A 19,957-nucleotide genomic window follows, 5' to 3' on the forward strand; every position below is an offset into this window, starting at 1 on the left:
AGCGGAGCAGCCGCGGGAGCCCGCCGGTCAGAGCCGTTGGACGAGCAGCGCCATCCCCTGGCCGCCCCCCACGCACAGCGTCTCCAGCCCGATCTCGGCGTCCCGCTCGACCATCGCGTTGAGGAGTGTGGTGAGCATCCGGACGCCGGTGGCGCCGAAGGGGTGCCCGAGCGCGATGGCGCCGCCGTGCACGTTGAGCCGGTCGAGGTCGAGCCCGAGCTCGCGGGCGCAGGCGAGCACCTGGGCGGCGAAGGCCTCGTTGAGCTCGACCAGGTCGACGTCGTCGATGGTCATCCCGGCCCGGTCGAGCACCCGCCGGGTGGCCTCGACCGGCCCCATCCCCATCACCTCCGGGCTGAGGGCGCTGGTGGCGGTGGCGACGACCCGCGCCAGCGGGGTCAGCCCGAGCTCGCGGGCCCGCTCGTCGCTGAGTACCACGACCGCGGCGGCGCCGTCGTTGAGCGGGCAGCAGTTCGCCGCGGTGACGGTTCCGCCGGCGCGGAACACCGGCTCCAGCGCGGCCACCTTCTCCAGCGTCACCCCGGCCCGCGGCCCGTCGTCGGCGCCGACCACCCGGCCGTCGGGCAGCGTGGCCGGGAGGATCTCGCGGGCGAAGACGCCCGCGGCGACCGCGTCCTGCGCGCGGTGCTGGGAGGCGACGGCGTAGGCGTCCTGGTCGGCCCGGCTGACGTCCCAGGCGGTCGCCACGTTCTCCGCGGTCTGCCCCATCGCGACGTAGACGTCGGGCAGCTCGCCGCCCAGCCGCGGGTCGCTCCACCGCCGGTTCGTCGCGGCGGTCTCCGCCGACCGGCGACCGGCGGCGGCGAACGCGGGATGGTGGGTGTCCTCGGGGTCCAGACCGGCGCCGGCGAACCCGCGGTAGCGCGAGACGCACTCCACCCCGGCCGAGACGAAGGCGTGCCCCTCCCCCGCCCGGATCGCGTGGAAGGCCATCCGGGTGGTCTGCACGCTGGAGGCACAGAACCGGTTGATGGTGGCGGCCGGCACCTCGTCCAGGCCGAGCAGGACGGCCACCCGCCGGGCGAGGTTGCCACCGTGCTCGTCGCGGGGGTCGGCGCACCCGACGTAGAGGTCGTCCAGCGTCCGCGGGTCGAGCTCGGGCACCCGGGCCAGCACGTCGGCGACCACCCCGGCCACCAGGTCGTCGGGGCGCACCGTGGTCAGCGAGCCCCTGGACGCCCGTCCGATCGGCGTCCGCCCCGCCGCCACGACCACCGCCTCCGCCATGTCCGCACCCTAGCCGCGGGGCCGGCGGGCGCCCGGCTCAGGTGAGCATCTCCTCCAGCTTGCCGTCCTCGGTGCCGTCGTCCTCGCGACGGCGCCCGCGCGGCCGGCTGCCCCGCTCGCGCAGCTGCTCGACCAGTCGGTAGAGCACCGGCACGAGCACCAGGGTCAGCACGGTGGAGGAGATCAGGCCACCGATCACCACGATCGCCAGCGGCTTGGAGATGAACACCCCGCCACCGGTCAGGCCGAGGCTCATCGGCACCAGGGCCATGATCGTGGCGAGCGCGGTCATGATGATCGGGCGCAGCCGCAGCCGGGCCCCGTGCACCACCGCGTCGTCGATCGAGGCGCCCTGGGCGCGGTAGTGGTTGACCAGGTCGATCAGCACGATCGCGTTGGTCACCACGATGCCGATGAGCATCAGCAGCCCGATCATCGACGGGATGCCCAGCGCGGTGTCGGTGAGCAGCGACAGCCCGATCGCCCCGGTGGCGGCGAAGGGCACCGACACCAGCAGGATCAGCGGCTGCAGCAGCGAGCGGAAGGTCGCCACCATCACCACGTAGACGATGGCGATCGCCACCCCCATCGCCAGGAACAGCTGGCCGAACGCCTCGTCCTGCTCCGCCGACACGCCACCGATCTCGGCGCGGACGCCGTCGGGCAGGTCGAGCCCGTCGATGGCCTGGGTGACGGCGAGCGTGGTGGCGCCGAGGTCGTCGCCGGTGCTGGTCGCGGTCACCGTGACGGTGCGGGCGCCGTCCACCCGGGTGATGGTGGCGGGGGCCCGGACCTCCTCCACGGTGGCGACCTCACGCAGCGGGACGGGGTCGGCACGCAGGTCGGCGATGCCCTCGGTCCGCTCCTGCAGCTCCTCGGCCTCCCGCTGCTGGGCCTGGGAGTCGGCGCGCTGATCGGCCAGCTCGACGGTCTGCTCGTCGAGGGCGACGATCTGCTCCTCGAGCTGGTCGATCGACTCCTCCAGCTGCTCGACCGCCGCCGCCTGCTGCTCCGCCGCCGCGGCGGCCTGCGCGGCCGCGGCCTCCTCCGCGGCGCGCTGCTGCTGCTCGACCGCCCGCTGCTGGTCCTCTGCCGCCTGCTCGGCGGCCTCCCGCAGGGACTCCGCCACGTCCTCGGCCGCCTGCTGCAGCTCCTCGGGGCTGGCGTCGGCGAGGTCGCTGGGCAGGCTGCTGGGCAGGTCGTCGGGCAGTCCGCCAGCGGGAAGCCCCGCACCCGGCAGCCCCGCCCCGGGCACCCCGGCGCCGGGTGCGCCACCGGCGCCACCGGGCAGCCCGGCCGAGGGGGCGGGCGCGTTGCGGGCCTCCTCCAGCTGGTCGTTCAGCTCGGCCAGCTGGTCGGTCAGCTCACTGCGCTGCTCGGCCAGCGCCTCGGCCTGCTCGTCGAGCTGGGCCTCGGCCTCGGCCTGCTGCTCCTCGGCGTTCTCCTCCTGGATCTCGGTGACCTCGTCGGACTCCCGCTCCTGGACGTCGGCGGTCTGGCGCTGGGTCACCGGCAGCTCCAGCGCCTCCAGCGCGGCCTTGTCCTCGACCGGGGCGCGGGAGCGCAGCACCACCTGCTCGGTGCGGTCGTCCAGCACGACCTCACCCAGCGGCTGACCGTCCAGCGCCTGGGCGACGGCCTGGCCGATGGTGGACTGGTTCATCCCCAGCTCCGCGGCGCGCACCTGGTCGACCTCGACGGAGAAGACGGTCTGCTGCTCGGCCAGGTCGCTGCCCACGTCGGTCAGGCCGGGCACGCCGGCGAGGGCCTGCTCGACCTGCTCCGCGCCGGTGGCGATCGCCTCCTCGTCGGTCGCCACCACCTGGACCGCCATCTCGTTGGTGCCGCCGGCGCCGCCGTCGGCCAGACCCACCTCGGTCTCGCCGATGTCGGTCATCGGGTCCAGCTGGGCGCGGAGCCGGTCGGCCACCACCGATCCGTCGGTGTCGGGCCGCAGGGTGATCGAGATGGTCGCCGTGTTCGACCCACCGCCGGACCCGGTGAGGACGTCCGCACCCTGGCCGCCGACCGTGGTCTGGTAGGTCTCCACCGCCGGATCCGCGGCCACCACCGCCTCCACCTTCTGCGCGGCGGCGTCGGTGTCGGCCAGCGTGGTGCCGCTGGGCATCTCCTGGGAGACCAGCAGGGTGTTCTGACCGGCCTCACCGAGGAAGTCGGTCTTGAGCAGGGTGGTCGAGCCCAGCGTCAGCACGAACACCACGGCGGCCACCACGAGGGTGATCACCGGGTGCCGCAGCGCCGCGCGCAGCACCGGCAGGTAGCCCTTCTGCAGCGGCGTCTCCCGCTCCTCGTGGGCGGCCCGCACCGAGTCGTCGGTGGCGTCGACGGCCGCCTGCTGCTTGCGGCTGGGCCGCATGAACCACATCGCCAGCACCGGCACGATCGTCAGCGAGACCAGCAGGGAGGCCAGCAGGGCCACCGTCACGGTGACCGCGAAGGGGCGGAACAGCTCACCGACCTGCCCGCCGACCAGCGCGATCGGCAGGAACACCGCGACGGTGGTGATGGTGGAGGCGGTCACCGCCCCGGCCACCTCCCGCACCGCGCCGAGGATCGTCGACGTGCCGAACGGCTCGCCCAGGCCGAGGTGGCGCTTGATGTTCTCGATGACGACGATCGAGTCGTCCACCACCCGTCCGACGGCGACGGTGAGCGCACCCAGGGTGAGGATGTTGAGGCTGAACCCACCGACGTAGAGCCCGATCATCGCGATGAGCAGCGACAGCGGGATGGAGATCGCGGTGATGATCGTGGAGCGCACCGAGAGCAGGAAGACCAGGATGACGATGATCGCCATCGCGAGCCCGAGCCCGCCCTCGACCGCGAGGTCGTGGATGGACTGCTCGATGAACGGCGACTGGTCGAAGACCGTCTGGAACCGGGTGCCCGAGCCGATCTCCTGCTCCAGCTCCGGCAGCAGCTCGCGCAGGTCGTGGGCCACCGTCACGGTGTTGGCCTCGGTGGTCTTGGTGACGTTGAGGCTGATCGCGGGCTCGCCGTTGACCCGCGAGATGGCGGTGGCCTCGACCGGGTCGTTGGTGACGTCGGCGACGTCACCCAGCCGGACCGGGCCGTCGGTGCCCTGCAGCTGGATGGCCTCGACGTCCTCGACCGAGCCGAGCGTCCGGCCGACCTGGACGTTGACGCGCTGGCTGCCGGTGTCGAGGTCGCCGGCCGGCACCTGCGTCCCGTGCACCTGGAGCAGCTGCTGCAGCTCGGTGGGCTGGACGCCGAGGCGATCCAGGTCGTCCTGGCGGGTGGTGATGACGACCTCGCGGACCTCCTCACCGGAGACCGTCGCCTCCCCCACCCCGTCCAGGGCGTTGATCCGCGGCACGGCGACGGTGCGCAGCCGCTCGGACAGGTCGGCCGGGGAGAGGTCGGAGGAGACGGCGAGGGAGACCACCGGGAGGGCGTCGAAGTCGAAGGCGGCGATCTCGGGCTCGACGTCGGCGGGCAGCCCCGGGACGGCGTCGACGGCGGCCCGGATCTTGTTCTCCATCTCGGTGGCGTCCTCGCCGTAGTCCCACTCCGCCGAGATCTGGGAGACGTTGGCCGAGGAGGTGGAGCTGACGCCGGTCACCCCGGCCACGCCCTTGACCGCGTCCTCGATGGGACGGGTGACGTCACGCTCGACCGAGGCCGGCGCCGCACCCTGCCAGATGGAGAGGACCGTGACCTGGGGGAGGGTCAGCGAGGGCATCAGCTCCTGCTTCAGCGCCCCGGTGGAGAACAGCCCGGCGCCGATGATGACGAGGCTGAGCAGGGCGACGACCGCCCGGTTGGCCAGGCTGAGGCGGGCCAGCCCGGTCATCGCGCGCCCACCCCTTCCGGAGCGGTGGTGGTGGCGGGGCGGACGGTCACGCTGCTGGGCACGCCGTCACAGTACGGACCGCACCCGCACCGGAGACACCCGCTCAGGGTCCTCCGACGCGATCCCCGGGGTCGAGCCCGGGGTGCCCCCAGGGCCGGGTCCGACCCCGGGACGGCTCCCCCCGAGCCGTCCCGGGGAGCCCTGCACCCGGGGTCGTCCGATCAGGCCTTGACGGCCTGGATCGTCAGGGTGATGTCGACCTTGTCGCCGATCAGCACCTTGTCGCCCTGGAGCGCGACGTTGAAGTCGATGCCGAAGTCCTTGCGGGAGATCGAGGTGGTGGCCTCCACGCCCAACCGGGTGGCGCCGTAGGCGTCCACGTCGACCCCGAGGAACTCCGCCTGCAGCACGACCGGACGGGTGGTGCCGTTGATGGTGAGGTCGCCGGCGATCTCGTACTCGCCGTCGGCACCGGTGATGCCGGTGGAGACGAAGGTCATCAGCGCGTCCTTCTCGGCGTTGAAGATGTCGGCCGAGCGCAGGTGGCCGTCGCGCTGCTCGTTGCGGGTGTTCACCGAGGCGAGCTTGACCTCGGCGGTGACGCTCGCGGCGGTCGGGTCGTCGGAGGTGGTGGTCACGGTGGCGACGTAGTCGTCGAAGGTGCCGCGCACCTTGCTCATCAGGTGCCGCACGGTGAAGCCGACCTCGGAGTGGGCGGGGTCGACGTTCCAGGTGCCGGCGGTGAGGGTGAGGGTCTGGGCGTCCATGGGGGTTCTCCAACTGGTTGAAGTTTCAACAACGCGACCAGGGTAGCCCAAGAAGTTGAACTGTCAACTTCCTTGGTTACGATGTGGACATGACCGAGCAGACCATGGAGAGCCCGACGCGCTGGCTCGACGCCGAGCAGCAGCGCATCTGGCGCACCTACCTGCTCGGGGCGGCGCGGATCAACGAGGTGCTGGACGCCGACCTGCGCACCCACGGCCTCGACCTCGCCGAGTACGAGATCCTCGTCACCCTGTCCGAGGCCGACGACCGGCGGCTGCGGATGGCCGAGCTGGCCGAGGCGGTGCACCAGTCCCGCTCGCGGCTGACCCACACGGTGACCCGGATGGAGCGCCGCGGGCTGGTCGAGCGGCAGAGCTGTCCCGATGACCGGCGCGGTGTGTGGGCGCACCTCACCGAGGCGGGGATGGGTCTGCTGCGCCGTTCGGCGCCCAGCCACGTGGAGTCGGTGCGCCGGGTGTTCGTCGAGGCCGTCGGCCCCGAGGACTTCCGCGCCGTCGGTCGCGCATTTGAACGCGTCCTCGCCGCCGGGCGGGAGTCGGCAGACTGACCCCCATGACCTCTGGGTGCCCGCGATGACCGATCGTGCCCTGCTCGACCGCGAGCTCGGCCGGCTCAGCTGGCGTCTGGACCGAGCGGGCTCCTCCGGTCTGGTCGACACCTCCAGCCTGGCCCGGGCCCTCTACTCCAGCGACGCCTCGCTCTACCGGGTGGTGCCCCGCGGCGTCGCCCACCCCCGCACCGTCGAGGAGCTGACCCGGCTGCTGGACGAGGCCCGCGCCGACAAGGTGCCCGTGACGCTCCGCGGCGCCGGGACGTCCTGCGCCGGCAACGCCGTCGGGCCCGGTCTGGTCGTCGACGTCAGCCGCCACCTGCACCGGGTCGTCGACGTGGACCCCGAGCGGCGCACCGCCGTGGTGGAGCCCGGGGTCGTCCAGGCGGCGCTGCAGAAGGTGGCGGCCCCGCACGGGCTGCGCTTCGGACCCGACCCCTCCACCCACAACCGCTGCACCCTCGGCGGGATGATCGGCAACAACGCCTGCGGCCCGCGCGCGCTCGGCTACGGCAAGACCGCCGACAACGTGCTCGGCCTGGAGGTCGTCACCGGCTCGGGTGAGCGGCTGGTGCTCGGCGGGTCCGACGCCACCGCCGTCGAGGACTCCCCCACCCTGACCGCGCTGCGCGAGCTGGTGGGGCGCAACCTCGCGCTGATCCGCACCGAGTTCGGCCGCTTCGGACGCCAGGTGTCGGGCTACAGCCTGGAGCACCTGCTGCCGGAGAACGGCTTCGACGTGGCCCGCTTCCTCGCCGGCACCGAGGGCACCCTGGCCACCATCACCCGCGCCACGCTGCGGCTGGTCAGCGACCCGCCGCACCGGGTCATGGTCGCCCTGGGTTACCCCTCGATGGCCGAGGCCGCCGACGACGCGCCCACCGTGCTGGCGCACCGGCCCACCGCCTGCGAGGGTCTGGACGCCCGGATCGTCGACGTCGTGCGCGACCGCCTGGGTCCCTCCGCCGTGCCCGAGATGCCCGCCGGCCAGGGCTGGATGCTGGTCGAGCTGGCCGACGACGACCCGGTGCGGCTGGGCGAGCGCGCCCGCGCGCTGCTCGCGGCCAGCGGCTGCGGTGACGGGTTCGTGGTCGAGGACGCGGCCCGCGCGACCGCGCTGTGGAAGATCCGCGAGGACGGCGCCGGGCTGGCCGGGGTCAGCCTGGGTCGTCCGGCCTACCCCGGCTGGGAGGACGCCGCGGTGGCGCCGGAGCACCTCGGGGCCTACCTGCGCGCCTTCGACGAGCTGCTCACCCGGCACGGGCTGCGCGGGCTGCCCTACGGCCACTTCGGCGACGGCTGCGTGCACGTGCGGATCGACTTCCCGCTCACCGAGGAGGGCGGCGCGGCCGGCTACGAGTCGTTCGTCACCGAGGCCGCCGAGCTGGTCGCCTCCTTCGGTGGCTCGATGTCGGGCGAGCACGGCGACGGCCGGGCCCGCTCGGCGCTGCTGCCCACGATGTACTCCGCCGAGGCGATCGCCCTGTTCGGCGCGGTCAAGCAGGTCTTCGACCCCGACAACCTGCTCAACCCCGGCGTGCTGGTCGACCCGCGTCCGGTGGCCGCCGACGTCCGCGCCGACCTGGTCCGCCACGCGCCGATGCGCGGACGTGAGCTCGAGCTGGCCGCCGACGTCCACCGCTGCAGCGGGGTCGGCAAGTGCCTGGCCGACACCACCGGCTCGCTGGGGGTGATGTGCCCCTCGTTCCAGGCCACCCGCCAGGAGAAGGACTCCACCCGCGGCCGGGCCCGGGTGCTGCAGGAGATGATCAACGGCAGCACCGTGAAGCGCGGATTCCGCTCCCCGGAGGTGCACGAGGCCCTCGACCTCTGCCTGTCCTGCAAGGGCTGCCGGCGCGACTGCCCGACCGGCATCGACATGGCCGCCTACAAGGCCCGGGTGCTGGACGAGACCTACCGCGGCGGGATCCGCCCGCGCAGCCACTACGCGCTGGGCTGGCTGCCCCGCTGGGGCCGGCTGATCACCCGGGTGCCCGGGCTGTCCGCGCTGGTCAACGCGGTGATGGCCGCGCCGCTGCTGCGCAACGCGCTGAAGTGGGGCGCCGGCGTCGACCAGCGCCGCCAGCTCCCCCGCTTCGCCCGCCGCTCGGCGACCGCGACCGGCCGCCGGGAGGCGACGGGGCAGACCGCGCCGAACGGACCGGTCGTCATCTGGGTCGACTCGTTCTCCGACGCCTTCGCCGGCGCCGGCGCCCGCCCGATGGTCGAGCTGCTGCGCGGCGCCGGCTACGAGCCGCGGTTCCTCGAGCGGGACGCCTGCTGCGGGCTGACCTGGATCAGCACCGGCCAGCTCGACGGCGCCCGCCGCCAGCTGCGCCGGGCGCTCGACGTGCTGCACCCGGTGGTCAGCGCCGGGACGCCGGTGGTGGGGATGGAGCCGTCCTGCCTGGCGGTCTGGCGCAGCGACGCCCCCGAGCTGCTGCCCGACGACCCGCGGGTGCCCGAGGTGGCCGCCGGGGTGCTGACCCTGGCCGAGCTGCTGACCCGCACCCCCGGCTGGAGCGCACCCGACCTCAGCGGCACCACCGTGGTGGCCCAGCCGCACTGCCACCACGCCTCGGTGACCGGCTGGAAGACCGACGCCGCGCTGCTCGCGGCCACCGGGGCCAGCGTCACCACGGTCGGCGGCTGCTGCGGGCTGGCGGGCAACTTCGGCGTCGAGCAGGGCCACTACGAGGTGTCGGTGCAGGTCGCCGAGCACGACCTGCTGCCCGCGGTGCGGGCGGCCGGGGACGACGCGGTGGTGCTGGCCGACGGGTTCTCCTGCCGCACCCAGCTGGCCGAGCTGGCCGACCGGGGCGCGCTCACCCTGCCCGAGCTGCTGCTGCGCGGACGCTGAGCCGGGGGCCCGGGCGTCCCGGGCCGCTCAGTCCCACCAGAACGCCCAGACCCCGCGGTCGGGCTGCTGGGCGGCGAGCCCGGCGCGGTACTCCTCGGCCGGCAGGCCCTGGTCGATGCCGTCGGGGCAGAAGGCGTGGTGCTCGGCCACCAGGGCGTCGAGCCCGGCCGGGTCGGTCGGCGTCCGGCCGGCCTGCAGCAGCAGGGTGTCGGAGCCGATCCCCACCACAGGACGGCGCCGAAGCGGTCCTCCCAGCTGCGCAGCACCGCGCTCACCTCACCGGGGCCGAGCTCGTGGTTGACCGGGCCCTGCCAAGCCCAGCCGGGCCGGGACGTCGGCCGCTCGCAGCGCCGGCACCAGCATCAGCGGCGAGCCGGCCGGGTCGAGGGAGACCGGCAGCTCCCGGGGCGGGCCGTCTGCCCGGACCGGGCAGACAGCCGCGGGTGGAGACGTCATGGCCGGAGCCTCGGACGCTGCCGGGGAGCGGCCGGACCGGCCGCTCAGGCCGTCTCGCGGGTGTGGGCCTCGCGTCCCTGCACCCACACGCGGTCGGCGTGCTGCATGACGTCGAGCGGGTCCCCGCTCCACAGCACCACGTCGCCCAGCTTGCCGACCTCGAGCGAGCCGACCCGGTCCTCCAGCCCGAGGGCGCGGGCCGGGTGGATGGTGATCGAGCGGAGCGCGGTGTCGCGGTCGAGCCCGGCCTTGACCGCGAACGTGGCCTGGTGGACGAGGAAGTGGATCGGCACCACCGGGTGGTCGGTGATGATGGAGATCTCCACGCCGGCGCGCGCGAGCCTCCCGGGGTTGGCGGTGGAGCGGTTGCGCAGCTCGACCTTGGAGCGGCTGGTCAGCAGCGGCCCGATGAGCACCGGGATGCCCCGCTCGGCCAGCACGTCGGCGACCAGGTGCGCCTCGGTGCCGTGGTCGATGACCAGCTGGTAGCCGAACTCGTCGGCGATCCGGACGGCGGTGGCGATGTCGTCGGCGCGGTGGGAGTGCTGGCGCCACGGGATCTCCCGCTCCAGCACCGACACCAGCGCCTCCAGCTTGAGGTCGCGGGCGTCGAAGGTGGTGCCCGCGCCCTCGGCGTTGCGCTGCCGGCGGCGGTAGTTGTCGGCGGCGACGAAGGCCTCCCGCAGCACCGCGGCCACCCCGAGCCGGGTGGAGGGCATCTTCTTCTGCTCGCCGTAGACCCGCTTCGGGTTCTCCCCGGTGGCGGCCTTCACCCCGACCGGGTGGCGCAGCACCATCTCGTCCACGGTGCGGCCGACGGTGTGGATCGCCACGCAGAGCCCGCCGATGACGTTGCCCGAGCCGGGGTTGACCCCGACCGTGGTGACGCCGCCCTCCAGCGCGTCGGCGAAGCCGGTGTCGCCGGGGTAGATGGCGTCCAGCGCGCGCACCTGCGCGGTGACCGGGTCGGTCATCTCGTTGGTGTCGTCGCCCGACCAGCCCTCGCCCTCCTCGTGCACGCCGAGGTGGGTGTGGGCGTCGACGAACCCGGGCAGCAGCCAGCGGCCACCGGCGTCCACCACCTCGGCGTCGGCCGGCACCTCGACGTCCGGGCCGAGCGCGGAGATCCGGCCGTCGGTGACGACGAGCGTCCCCTCGAACGGGTCGGCGGTGATGGGGACGACGGAGGCGTGGGTGATCGCGAGGGTGCTCATCCCCGTCACCCTAGGCCGGCGGGAGCGGGCGGCACGTGTCCTCCTCCGGCGAGCCCAGCGCCGGCCTGCGTCACCGACGGGCGCGGCGTGCGCCGAGCAGCGACACGACCGGGCGGTGCTCCGCTCCAGCGGCCGTTGGAGCACGAAGGATCGCCCCGAGCGGGCGGTCCTCAGCACCGGGGGCGTGCGCCACGGACCACCCGTGCGGCGGACGTCCCCGGCAGTCCACGAAGGCGAAGCAGTGACGCGAGCGGGCGATCCTCAGCCCCAGCGGACGGGAAGGCGGGAAAGAACGAGCCGACCGGGCGGTCCTCAGCGCGGTCGGCCCGTCACCGGTGAGGAGCGTCTGAGACCGCGCCAGTCAACCGACTGGCGCACACCGAGAAGCCACGCGTGCGGCGGTCCGACGAGGTGCGGCCGGTCGAGGCCGGAGCAGTTCAGGAGCCGACCGGGGCGACGACCCGGCGCATCACGCAGTTGCCCTGGCCCTTCGGCGGTCGTGGACGAAGCCGGCCCGCTCGTACATGGTGCGGGTGCCGTTGTAGAGGAAGGAGGAGGAGACCTTCTTGCCCTGCCGCTTCTTCTCTGCGAGGTCGTGCGGGTAGCCCTCGACCGTCCCGCCGCCGGCGGCGGCGATGAGCAGGAGCGCCCCGCGCAGCGCGACCTCGGCCCAGCCCTGGCGGCGGTGCGTCTTCTCCACCTGGATGCAGGTGACGCGCCAGTCGGTCGGCTCGGTCAGGGTGGCCTCGTACTCCTTGCGGTGGTGGATGCGGGGGAGCTCCTCGGGCGTGCCGTACTCGGCCCAGGCGATGGCCCGGTCGTCCAGCACCACCAGGGCCGCGTGCGCGATGCCCTCCTCGACCATCTCCCGCTTGAACTCGCGGGAGCCCTCGGCCCCGGGCGTCCGGTCGTCGCGGTCGGGGTGGAACCAGGAGCACCAGCAGCCGCCGAACAGCCCGCCCTGACGCTGCACCAGGTCGGCGAACAGGGTCCAGCTGGACGGCTCCAGCGCGACGATAGAGTGCTCGGCCATGAGCGGCACGCCAGCCCTCGTGGTGCCGCCGGGGCCAGGACTGCCGGACGGTCTGGTCGTCCCCGGCGAGGAGCTGGTGGAGCGGTTCAGCCGGGCCTCCGGGCCGGGCGGGCAGGGCGTCAACACCACCGACAGCCGGGTCGAGCTGGTCTTCGACGCCACCACCAGCAGCGTGCTGCCCCCGCACGCGGCCGAGCGGCTGGGCGTCGTCCGGGTCGTCGCCACCGAGCAGCGCAGCCAGCGGCAGAACCGGGTGGCCGCCCGGGACCGGCTGGCCGAGCGGATCCGGGAGGCCTGCGCACCACCGCCGCCGAAGCGGGTGCCGACCAAGCCGTCGAAGGCCTCGCGCCGGCGTCGGCTCGAGGCGAAGGCGCGCCGCGGGCAGACGAAGGCACTCCGCGGACGGGTCCGTCCCGACTGACCTGCCCGGGGCCGGGTGGGCCCCGGACGCCCGCGCGGTGGGCTCCCGGGCTGGTTCAATGCCGCGGATGCGTACCGAACCGGCCCCCGACCACCAGGGCACCCCGCCACCAGGACCGGCTGGACCCACGCTGCTGACCGCGGCCGAGCGGCAGCACCTCGCGCAGGAGGACCGGCGCGACCTCCGGCGGCTGCTGGTGGTCCTCGTCCTGGCGGTGCTGGCAGGGGCGGTCCCCGCCGCGGCCTACCTGCCCTCTCCGGGCCGGGTCGACCACCTGCTCGGGCGCGACGTCGCGACCCACGCCGAGGTGGTCGCCGTCCACCCGGACGGGCGGTGCGGCCGCAGCAGCAGCCGATTCCGGGTGGAGGTGCGCTACGACGTGGGCTCCGGCCCGCGGCTCGGCAGCTACCGCGAGTGCGGGGCCGTCCCGGGCCGGGGTGCGCTGATCACCGTCTGGGTCGGACCCGCGGGCACCGTCGAGGACCGCTCACCCGCCTACGACCGGGTCGGGCTGGCCGCCAGCTCGCTGGTCATCGCCGGGCTCCCGGTGGCGGTGGGGTGGCTGGTGGTGGGGCGGCCGCGGCGGCTGCGCCGGCTGCTGCGCGAGGCCGACCGGGACGGTGTCGGCGTCGCCGCCGAGGACACGGTCACCGTCCGGGGCCTGCGGGTGCCGCGGGTGGTGCCCGTCCGCCCGCTGCAGCATCCGCCGGCGCCGGAGTACGGGTTCGAGGCGATCACCGGCCGGGACATGGTGCGGGCCGAGCTGGGCAGCACCCCCGACCCGGCGGCCCGGCGCTGGCGGATGCGGCTGCTCCCGCCGCACCGGCCGCTGCGTCGTCTGGTGCTGCTCGAGCACGAGGGCACGCGGATCTGGGGTGCGGTCGACCTCCGGGAACGGCCCACGCTGAGCGCGCGGATCCGCCCCGGACGTCCCTGACCCGCGGACCGCGGGTCAGCCGCGGGTGAGACGGCGGTGGGTGGCCCGGTGCGGGCGGGCCGCCTCGGGCCCGAGGCGGTCGAGCTTGTTGGCCTCGTAGTCGGCGAAGTTGCCCTCGAACCAGAACCACTGGGCCTGGTTCTCCGCGTCGCCCTCCCAGGCGAGGATGTGGGTCGCCACCCGGTCGAGGAACCAGCGGTCGTGGGAGATCACCACGGCACAGCCCGGGAACTCCAGCAGCGCGTCCTCCAGCGACTGCAGGGTCTCGACGTCGAGGTCGTTGGTCGGCTCGTCGAGCAGCAGCAGGTTGCCGCCCATCTTCAGGGTGAGCGCGAGGTTGAGCCGGTTCCGCTCGCCCCCGGAGAGGACGCCGGTCGGCTTCTGCTGGTCGGGGCCCTTGAAGCCGAAGGAGGCGACGTAGGCCCGCGAGGGCATCTCGAAGGTGCCGACCTTGAGGAAGTCCAGGCCGTCGGAGACGACCTCCCAGACGTTCTTCGCCGGGTCGAGGCCGCCGCGGCCCTGGTCGACGTAGGAGATCGAGACCGTCTTGCCGACGTCCAGGTTGCCGCCGTCGGGCTGCTCCTCGCCGACGATCATCTTGAACAGCGTCGACTTGCCGACGCCGTTGGGGCCGATGATGCCGACGATGCCCGAGCGCGGCAGGTCGAAGGTCAGCCCGTCGAACAGCGTGCGGTCGCCGAAGCCCTTGACCAGGTCGGCCACCTGCAGCACGTCGGTGCCCAGGCGGGGACCCGGCGGGATGTTGATCTCCGACGTGTCGATCTTGCGGTTGCGCTCGGCCTCGGCCGCCATCTCCTCGTAGCGGGCCAGCCGGGCCCGGTTCTTGGCCTGGCGCGCCTTCGGGCTGGAGCGCACCCACTCCAGCTCCTTCTCCAGGATCTTGGCGCGCTTGGCGTCCTTCTTGCCCTCCACCTGCAGCCGGGAGCGCTTGGTGTCGAGGTACTTGGAGTAGTTGCCCTCGTAACCGTGCAGCCGGCCGCGGTCGACCTCGCAGATCCACTCCGCGACGTTGTCCAGGAAGTACCGGTCGTGGGTGACGGCCAGGACGGCACCCGGGTAGGTCTTGAGGTGGCCCTCGAGCCAGTGCACCGACTCGGCGTCGAGGTGGTTGGTGGGCTCGTCGAGGAGCAGCAGGTCGGGCTGCTGCAGCAGCAGCTTGCACAGCGCGACCCGGCGGCGCTCACCACCGGAGAGGACGTCGACCGAGGCGTCCGGCGGCGGGCAGCGCAGCGCGTCCATCGCCTGCTCGAGCTGGGCGTCGATGTCCCAGGCGTTGCGCCGGTCGAGCTCGGTCTGCACCTCACCCATCTCGGCCATCAGCGCGTCGAAGTCGGCGTCCGGCTCGCTCATCGCCATGCCGAGCTCGTCCATCCGGCGCTGCATGCCCTTGATGTCGGCGACCGCCTCCTCGACGTTCTCCAGCACCGTCTTGCCCTCGGTCAGCGGGGGCTCCTGCTGCAGGATGCCGACGGTGGCGTCCTTGGCCAGCATCCCGTCGCCGTTGTCGGGCTGGACCAGCCCGGCCATCAGCTTGAGCAGCGTCGACTTGCCGGCGCCGTTGGGGCCGACCACACCGATCTTGGCCCCCGGCAGGAAGGCCTGGGTGACGTTGTCGAGGACGACCTTCTCACCGAGCTTCTTGCGGACGTTGTGCAGCGTGTAGATGAACTCAGCCATCGAGGTGCGTCAACCTTTGCGTGGGAGCGGCGAACAGGAGGCGCACCAGGTGCGCCGGTCGGGGACGAGTATGCCAGCGCCGTCCGCCACCTCCCAGCCCGACGACCGGGTCCACCGGAGTTGTCCCCAGCCCCGGCACCGCACCAGACGTCGTCCACAGCCCCGGGCCCGGGCCGGCACCCGCACCGCCGGACGCCCATGGTCCACCCGGACGCCGTGGCACCCGGCCGCGGCCGCAGAGAGGACAGAGCAGTGGACGCATTCGTCACCATGAACGGCTGGGTCGGCACCGACGTGCAGGCCTACGACGGGCCGTCGGCCTTCGCCACCTTCCGGCTGGGCGCCACCCCGCGGTTCCGGCGCAACGGCGACTGGGTGGACGGCCCGACCAACTGGATCAGCGTGCGCTGCTACCGCAGCCTCGCCGAGAACGTCGCGGGTTCGGTGCGCAAGGGCGAGCCGGTGGTCGTCACCGGCCGGCTGCGCACCTCCTCGTGGACGGACCAGTCCGGGGAGACCCGCGACCGGCTGGTGCTGGAGGCCTCCGTGGTCGGGCACGACCTGAGCCTGGGCACCACCACCTTCCGCCGCACCGAGAAGAGCGTGCCGGAGGAGGTCAGCGAGGACGAGCGGGAGGCGATGATCTCCTCGATGGAGCAGCGCCAGGCCGCGGAGGTGACGGCCGTCGCGGGCTGAGCGCGCGGCGCACCCGGCCCCACGGCTTGGCGACCGACAGCACGACCGCCAGCGACAGCGCGGTCAGCGACACCACCGGCGGGTACACGAGGAAGGAGACGTCACCGGCTGGCGGCCGGGCCTGCAGCAGCGCGCGGCCGTGGTCGGCCACCGCCGGCATCCCCGGTCGCAGCAGCACCAGGATCAGGGTGGACAGCACCAGGGTGATGACGAGCTTCACCGCGACCCACCAGTAGCGGACCAGCCCCCACCGGGTGCCGAGGCCGAGCAGCAGCCCGCTGGCCAGGCAGACCAGGGCGGAGACGAGCATCGGCGGCACCACCGCCGTGCCGAGCACCAGCAGGGCCGCACCGCCCAGCTCGGGGTCGGGGGCGAGCAGGCCGAGCCCGACCAGGACGGCGACGAGCACGTCGACGCCGATCCAGGTGGCGGCGGCGAGCACGTGCACGGTCAGCACGGTCTTGCGGGCGGGTCCGCGCAGCTCGGGCAGGCGGGGACGGGAGCGCTCCTGGTCGCGCGCGGCGACGGCGGTCGAGGTCATGGCTGCAGTCTTCGCGCGGTGGCACCCAGGCGGCGTCGGCCTGTCGACGACACCTCTGCTACGTCAGCCGGCGTAGCGGCGGCGGTCGCGGGTCAGCAGGAGCGGGGCCGGTGGGTCCGGTCAGCGGCCGGCGCGGTCGAGCGCCGCCACCGCCCGGGCGCGCCGGGACAGCTCGTCCTGGACCGGTCCGAGCACGGCGTCCTCGGCCACCTCGGCGACGGCCCGGCGCAGCGCGCGTCTGGCCCGCAGGCCCTGGCGGCGGGCGCTCACACCGATCGCCAGGCGGCTCGCGCCGGCGAGCAGCAGACCGGCGAGCACCCCGCCCACGGTCAGCCAGGTGGGAGCGGGGAAGCGCCACCACAGCACCTCGGGCAGCGGCGGCAGCCGCAGGTAGGCCAGACCGAAGTCGGCCCCCAGCCACAGCAGCCCGGCGAGCACGGCCGCGACCAACACCCACTGCACCACCCGGACGGCGTTCCACCACCACCGGTGCCGGCCCATCTCGAGGTCGGTGCCGGCGACGGCCCGGTCGAGCCGGTCGGGCAGGTCGGCGCGGTGCTGCAGGGAGGCCTCGCGGACGCGGTCGCTCCAGCCGCGGGAGGTGCCGGCGGCGGCGTCTTCGGCCAGCCGGCGGAGCGCGGTGTCCACGCCCGCCTGCACGGCACCACGGGCGGCGGGCAGCGAGGAGCGGCTGACCGTGGTCGGCTCGAGCACCGCCCGCCGCGCCTTTCCGACCGCCGCCGGCACCCGGTCCAGGTGCAGCCGGCGGAGCGGGTCGGGACGGAAGCGCCCGAGCCAGCTCAGCGCGGGCCAGCCGGTGGCCAGCGCCCCGCGGTGGCGCCAGGAGCCCTCCACCGCGGCGACCACCTCGGGCACCCCGGCGGCCGCGCTCAGCGCCTCGACCAGACGCGGACGCTCCTCGCGCAGCTGGCGCCCCTCCTCCGCACCGGCCGGGCCCGCGGCCTCCCGCAGCGCCCGGGCCGCCTCGACCACGTCGACCGTCAGCCGCTGGGCGGCCGCGCTCTTCTCCGCGACCCGCTGGGCGATCGCCTTCTGCAGGCGGGGCACACCGAGCCCGGTGACCGCCGACAGGCTGAGCACCGGCACCCCGGCCAGCCCGTCACGGGCCAGCAGCCGCTCGAGGTCGCGCTGGCAGGCGTCGGCCTCGCTGCGGGTCAGCCGGTCGACCTGGTTGAGCACCACGAGCATGACGTCGCGGTGCTCGGCCATCGGGGCCAGGAACTGGTCGTGCAGGGCGGCGTCGGCGTACTTCTGCGGGTCGACCACCCACACCATCAGATCGACCAGCTGCACCAGCCGGTGCGCCTCGATCCGGTGCTCGACCTCGGTCGAGTCGTGGTCGGGCAGGTCGAGCAGCACCAGGTGGTCCCGCGCCGGGTCGGCGGGCAGGGAGTGCCGGCGGCGGACGTCCAGCCAGTCGAGCAGGTCGGTCGGCGGGTCGTCGCCCCAGGTGACCGCGAACGCCTCGGAGGTGGTGGGGCGCCGGACCCCGGTGGTGGTCAGCGGTTGCCCGACGAGGGCGTTGAACAGGCTGGACTTGCCCGACCCGGTGGCCCCGGCCAGCGCGGCGACGGTGAAGTCGCCGGAGGCGGCCAGGCGCCCCTCAGCCCGGTCGACCACCTGCTGGGCCCGCAGCAGCAGCGCGTCGTCGACCCGGCCCCGGCTCAGCTCGGCGCCCTCGGCCAGCTGCTGCAGGCGTCCGGCCAGACCGCGGCTGGTCCGCGGGGTGCGTCGCAGCTGCATCACCGCTCCTGCGCCCCGTCGCCGCTCGTGGGAGCACCGGTCCCGGTCTCGCGGCCCGCCACCGGGCGGTCGTCCGCAGCCCGGTCCAGCGCGGCCGGCGCCGGCCGGTCGAGCGCGGGTGCGGCCTCGCCCGGAGCCAGTGCGGGCTCATCCGCCGGGGCCGGCTCGAGCTCGAGCTCGGCGGTCCAGCGCTGCACCTCCGCGACCGCGCGCCGGATCCGGTCCGCCTGGCCCGGCTCCACCTGCTCAGCGGCCAGCACCTGGTGGAACCGGGCGAGCTCGACCGACATCAGCACCTCGACATCTCCGTCCAACAGCTCCTTCGCCCGTCGGGCCAGCCGACGGACCGCCTCGTCACCGAACACCGCCTCCAGCACGCGCTGGGCCAGCACCGCCGTCCCGCCCGCCACCCCGATCTCGGCTCCGACCAGGCCGCCGGTCTGGGCGAACACGACGATCATCAGGGCGACCCCGGCGCCGTTGACCCCGAAGGCCAGCGCCCGGGCCCGGGACCGCCGGCCCATCCCCTCGTCGGAGACGAGGTCGAGCACGTCACCCTGCCAGTCCCGGATCGTCCGCGCGACCGCGGCGGGGAAGCCCGGTGAGGGCCGGCGCAGGTCGGCCCCGGTGCGCTCCAGCAGCGCCCGCCCGACCGGATCGGCCTGCCAGGACGCCTCCGCGCGCTCGGCGGCCGCCTCGCCCTCCTCCACCAGCAGCGTCTCCAAGCCCGAGCCGACCGCTAGCCGCACCTCGTCCGCACCACGCGGCCGTCCGGTGACGGCGGCGACCAGCCGGTCCCGCAACCAGCCCAGCCGCCGCTCGAAGGCGCGGAAGAACTCCCCGGTCCCCACGAAGTCGTGCCAGCGCTCCAGGACCTCACCGCGCAGCAGGGTGCCGTCGGCGGTCTGCACCGAGACCCGGCGCACCGCCTCGGCGTAGGGACGGTCGGCGTCGTCGCGCAGCTGCACCACCGCGGCCACCTGGTCCTCCACGGCCTGGGCCACGGCCGGGGCGTCCCGGGTGATCTGGGCGATCGCCCCGCCGAGGGTGCGCCGGACCACCGCGGTGCGGCGACGCCCGTCTGCGGCCAGCTCGGCCAGCCAGGAGCGGATCGGGGCGACGGCGGCCTCGGGCAGCAGACCTCGCTCGTCGGTGGTGGTCTCGGGCACCGCGAACAGCGGCGACTCCCCCAGCCCGCGCTCCTCCATCAGCTGGCCCAGGTGCGGCGGCACCTCGCGCATCGCGGCCGGTGGCACCCGGCCGAGGACCACCGCGACGGCGGCGCTGCGCCGGACAGCGGCGTGCAGGTACTCCCAGGGGACGGCGTCGGCGTAGCGGGCCGCGGAGGTGGCGAACAGCCACAGGTCGGCCGCGGCGAGCAGCTGGGCGGCCAGCAGCCGGTTCTCCTCGACCACCGAGTCGATGTCGGGGGCGTCCAGGAGCGCCAGACCGGCCGGCAGCGCCGGCTCCGCCACCAGCTGCAGCGAGCCCGGCTGCGTCGTCATCCCGGTCGTGCGGGCCAGCCCCGGCAGGATCCGGTCGTCGACGAACCAGGCGGCGTCGTCGGGGTGGTGCACCAGGACGGGCGCCCGGGTGGTGGGCCGGATCACCCCCGGCGCCGAGACCACCCGGCCGACCAGCGAGCTGACCAGGGTGGACTTGCCGGCGCCGGTCGAGCCGCCGACCACCGCGAGCAGCGGGGCGTCCAGCGTCGCCAGCCGCGGCAGCACGTAGTCGTCGAGCTGGTCGGTGGTCGTCCGCGCCCGCCGGCGCAGGTGCTCGGCGTCCGGCAGCGGCAGCGGCAGCCGGGCCGGGGCCAGGGCGTCGCGGAGCCCGGTCAGCGCCGTGACCAGCTGCGCGAGCTGCGGCGGAGGCCCCCCGGGGTCGTGGTCCACCGTGCCTCCTCCCGCCGCGT

15 protein-coding genes are annotated in these 19,957 nt (G+C 74.5%); 5 read left to right on the forward strand and 10 right to left on the reverse strand.

Annotated elements, in window-relative coordinates:
* Positions 1-27: 27 nt before the first annotated feature.
* The 3 genes from DT076_RS11875 to DT076_RS11885 form a co-directional block, all read right to left on the reverse strand.
* On the reverse strand, positions 28-1,248 hold the full coding sequence (locus DT076_RS11875) for an acetyl-CoA C-acetyltransferase (protein WP_114126907.1): 1,221 nt from the start codon (positions 1,246-1,248) through the stop codon (positions 28-30).
* Between the two features lie 37 nt (positions 1,249-1,285).
* Positions 1,286-5,083, reverse strand: coding sequence for an efflux RND transporter permease subunit (locus tag DT076_RS19975; protein ID WP_114126908.1), 3,798 nt, complete (start codon positions 5,081-5,083; stop codon positions 1,286-1,288).
* A 221-nt stretch (positions 5,084-5,304) separates the two neighbouring features.
* Positions 5,305-5,850, reverse strand: a complete 546-nt coding sequence (locus DT076_RS11885) for a YceI family protein (RefSeq protein WP_114126909.1) — start codon at positions 5,848-5,850, stop codon at positions 5,305-5,307.
* 89 nt (positions 5,851-5,939) lie between these two features.
* Here DT076_RS11885 and DT076_RS11890 point away from each other — a divergent pair, with 89 nt between their 5' ends.
* Together DT076_RS11890 and DT076_RS11895 are read left to right on the forward strand one after the other, a co-directional pair.
* Entirely contained in the window at positions 5,940-6,419 is a 480-nt protein-coding gene (locus DT076_RS11890) for a MarR family winged helix-turn-helix transcriptional regulator (protein ID WP_233493907.1), read from the forward strand.
* A gap of 25 nt (positions 6,420-6,444) precedes the next feature.
* Positions 6,445-9,282, forward strand: a complete 2,838-nt coding sequence (locus DT076_RS11895; RefSeq protein WP_114126910.1) for an FAD-binding and (Fe-S)-binding domain-containing protein — start codon at positions 6,445-6,447, stop codon at positions 9,280-9,282.
* 27 nt (positions 9,283-9,309) lie between these two features.
* Here DT076_RS11895 and DT076_RS11900 read toward each other — a convergent pair whose 3' ends face one another.
* The 3 genes from DT076_RS11900 to DT076_RS11910 all read right to left on the reverse strand — a co-directional run bounded on the left by DT076_RS11900 (position 9,310) and on the right by DT076_RS11910 (position 11,985).
* Positions 9,310-9,507 (reverse strand): DUF4253 domain-containing protein, encoded by a 198-nt coding sequence (locus DT076_RS11900; RefSeq protein ID WP_158548114.1) that lies wholly within the window; start codon positions 9,505-9,507, stop codon positions 9,310-9,312.
* Positions 9,508-9,782: 275 nt separating this feature from the next.
* Positions 9,783-10,952, reverse strand: coding sequence for an amidohydrolase (locus DT076_RS11905; RefSeq protein WP_114127114.1), 1,170 nt, complete (start codon positions 10,950-10,952; stop codon positions 9,783-9,785).
* Between the two features lie 469 nt (positions 10,953-11,421).
* Positions 11,422-11,985, reverse strand: a complete 564-nt coding sequence (locus DT076_RS11910) for a GNAT family N-acetyltransferase (protein WP_199539146.1) — start codon at positions 11,983-11,985, stop codon at positions 11,422-11,424.
* Here DT076_RS11910 and arfB point away from each other — a divergent pair.
* Both arfB and DT076_RS11920 read left to right on the forward strand, forming a co-directional pair.
* Positions 11,984-12,406 (forward strand): alternative ribosome rescue aminoacyl-tRNA hydrolase ArfB, encoded by a 423-nt coding sequence (gene arfB, locus DT076_RS11915; RefSeq protein ID WP_114126913.1) that lies wholly within the window; start codon positions 11,984-11,986, stop codon positions 12,404-12,406. The two genes, DT076_RS11910 and arfB, sit on opposite strands and share 2 nt — an antisense overlap.
* A gap of 67 nt (positions 12,407-12,473) precedes the next feature.
* Entirely contained in the window at positions 12,474-13,343 is an 870-nt protein-coding gene (locus tag DT076_RS11920; protein WP_147264137.1) for a hypothetical protein, read from the forward strand.
* Positions 13,344-13,358: 15 nt separating this feature from the next.
* On the opposite strand, the gene ettA is transcribed toward DT076_RS11920, so the two are convergent.
* Positions 13,359-15,041, reverse strand: a complete 1,683-nt coding sequence (gene ettA, locus DT076_RS11925) for an energy-dependent translational throttle protein EttA (RefSeq protein ID WP_114126915.1) — start codon at positions 15,039-15,041, stop codon at positions 13,359-13,361.
* 252 nt (positions 15,042-15,293) lie between these two features.
* Between ettA and DT076_RS11930 the strand changes: the two genes are divergently transcribed.
* A complete protein-coding gene (locus DT076_RS11930) occupies positions 15,294-15,737 on the forward strand; it encodes a single-stranded DNA-binding protein (protein ID WP_158548115.1) in 444 nt (147 codons plus the stop codon).
* Here DT076_RS11930 and DT076_RS11935 read toward each other — a convergent pair.
* The 3 genes from DT076_RS11935 to DT076_RS11945 all read right to left on the reverse strand — a co-directional run bounded on the left by DT076_RS11935 (position 15,658) and on the right by DT076_RS11945 (position 19,937).
* Positions 15,658-16,278, reverse strand: a complete 621-nt coding sequence (locus DT076_RS11935; RefSeq protein ID WP_199539147.1) for a hypothetical protein — start codon at positions 16,276-16,278, stop codon at positions 15,658-15,660. The two genes, DT076_RS11930 and DT076_RS11935, sit on opposite strands and share 80 nt — an antisense overlap.
* 120 nt (positions 16,279-16,398) lie before the next feature.
* Complete coding sequence (locus DT076_RS20260) at positions 16,399-18,042, reverse strand: GTPase (protein WP_114126917.1); 1,644 nt, start codon at positions 18,040-18,042, stop codon at positions 16,399-16,401.
* Complete coding sequence (locus tag DT076_RS11945; protein WP_114126918.1) at positions 18,042-19,937, reverse strand: GTPase domain-containing protein; 1,896 nt, start codon at positions 19,935-19,937, stop codon at positions 18,042-18,044. The genes DT076_RS20260 and DT076_RS11945 overlap by 1 nt, the downstream gene beginning before the upstream one ends.
* Positions 19,938-19,957 lie beyond the last annotated feature (20 nt).

The sequence above is a fragment of the Desertihabitans brevis genome (assembly GCF_003327535.1).
Lineage (GTDB): Bacteria > Actinomycetota > Actinomycetes > Propionibacteriales > Propionibacteriaceae > Desertihabitans > Desertihabitans brevis.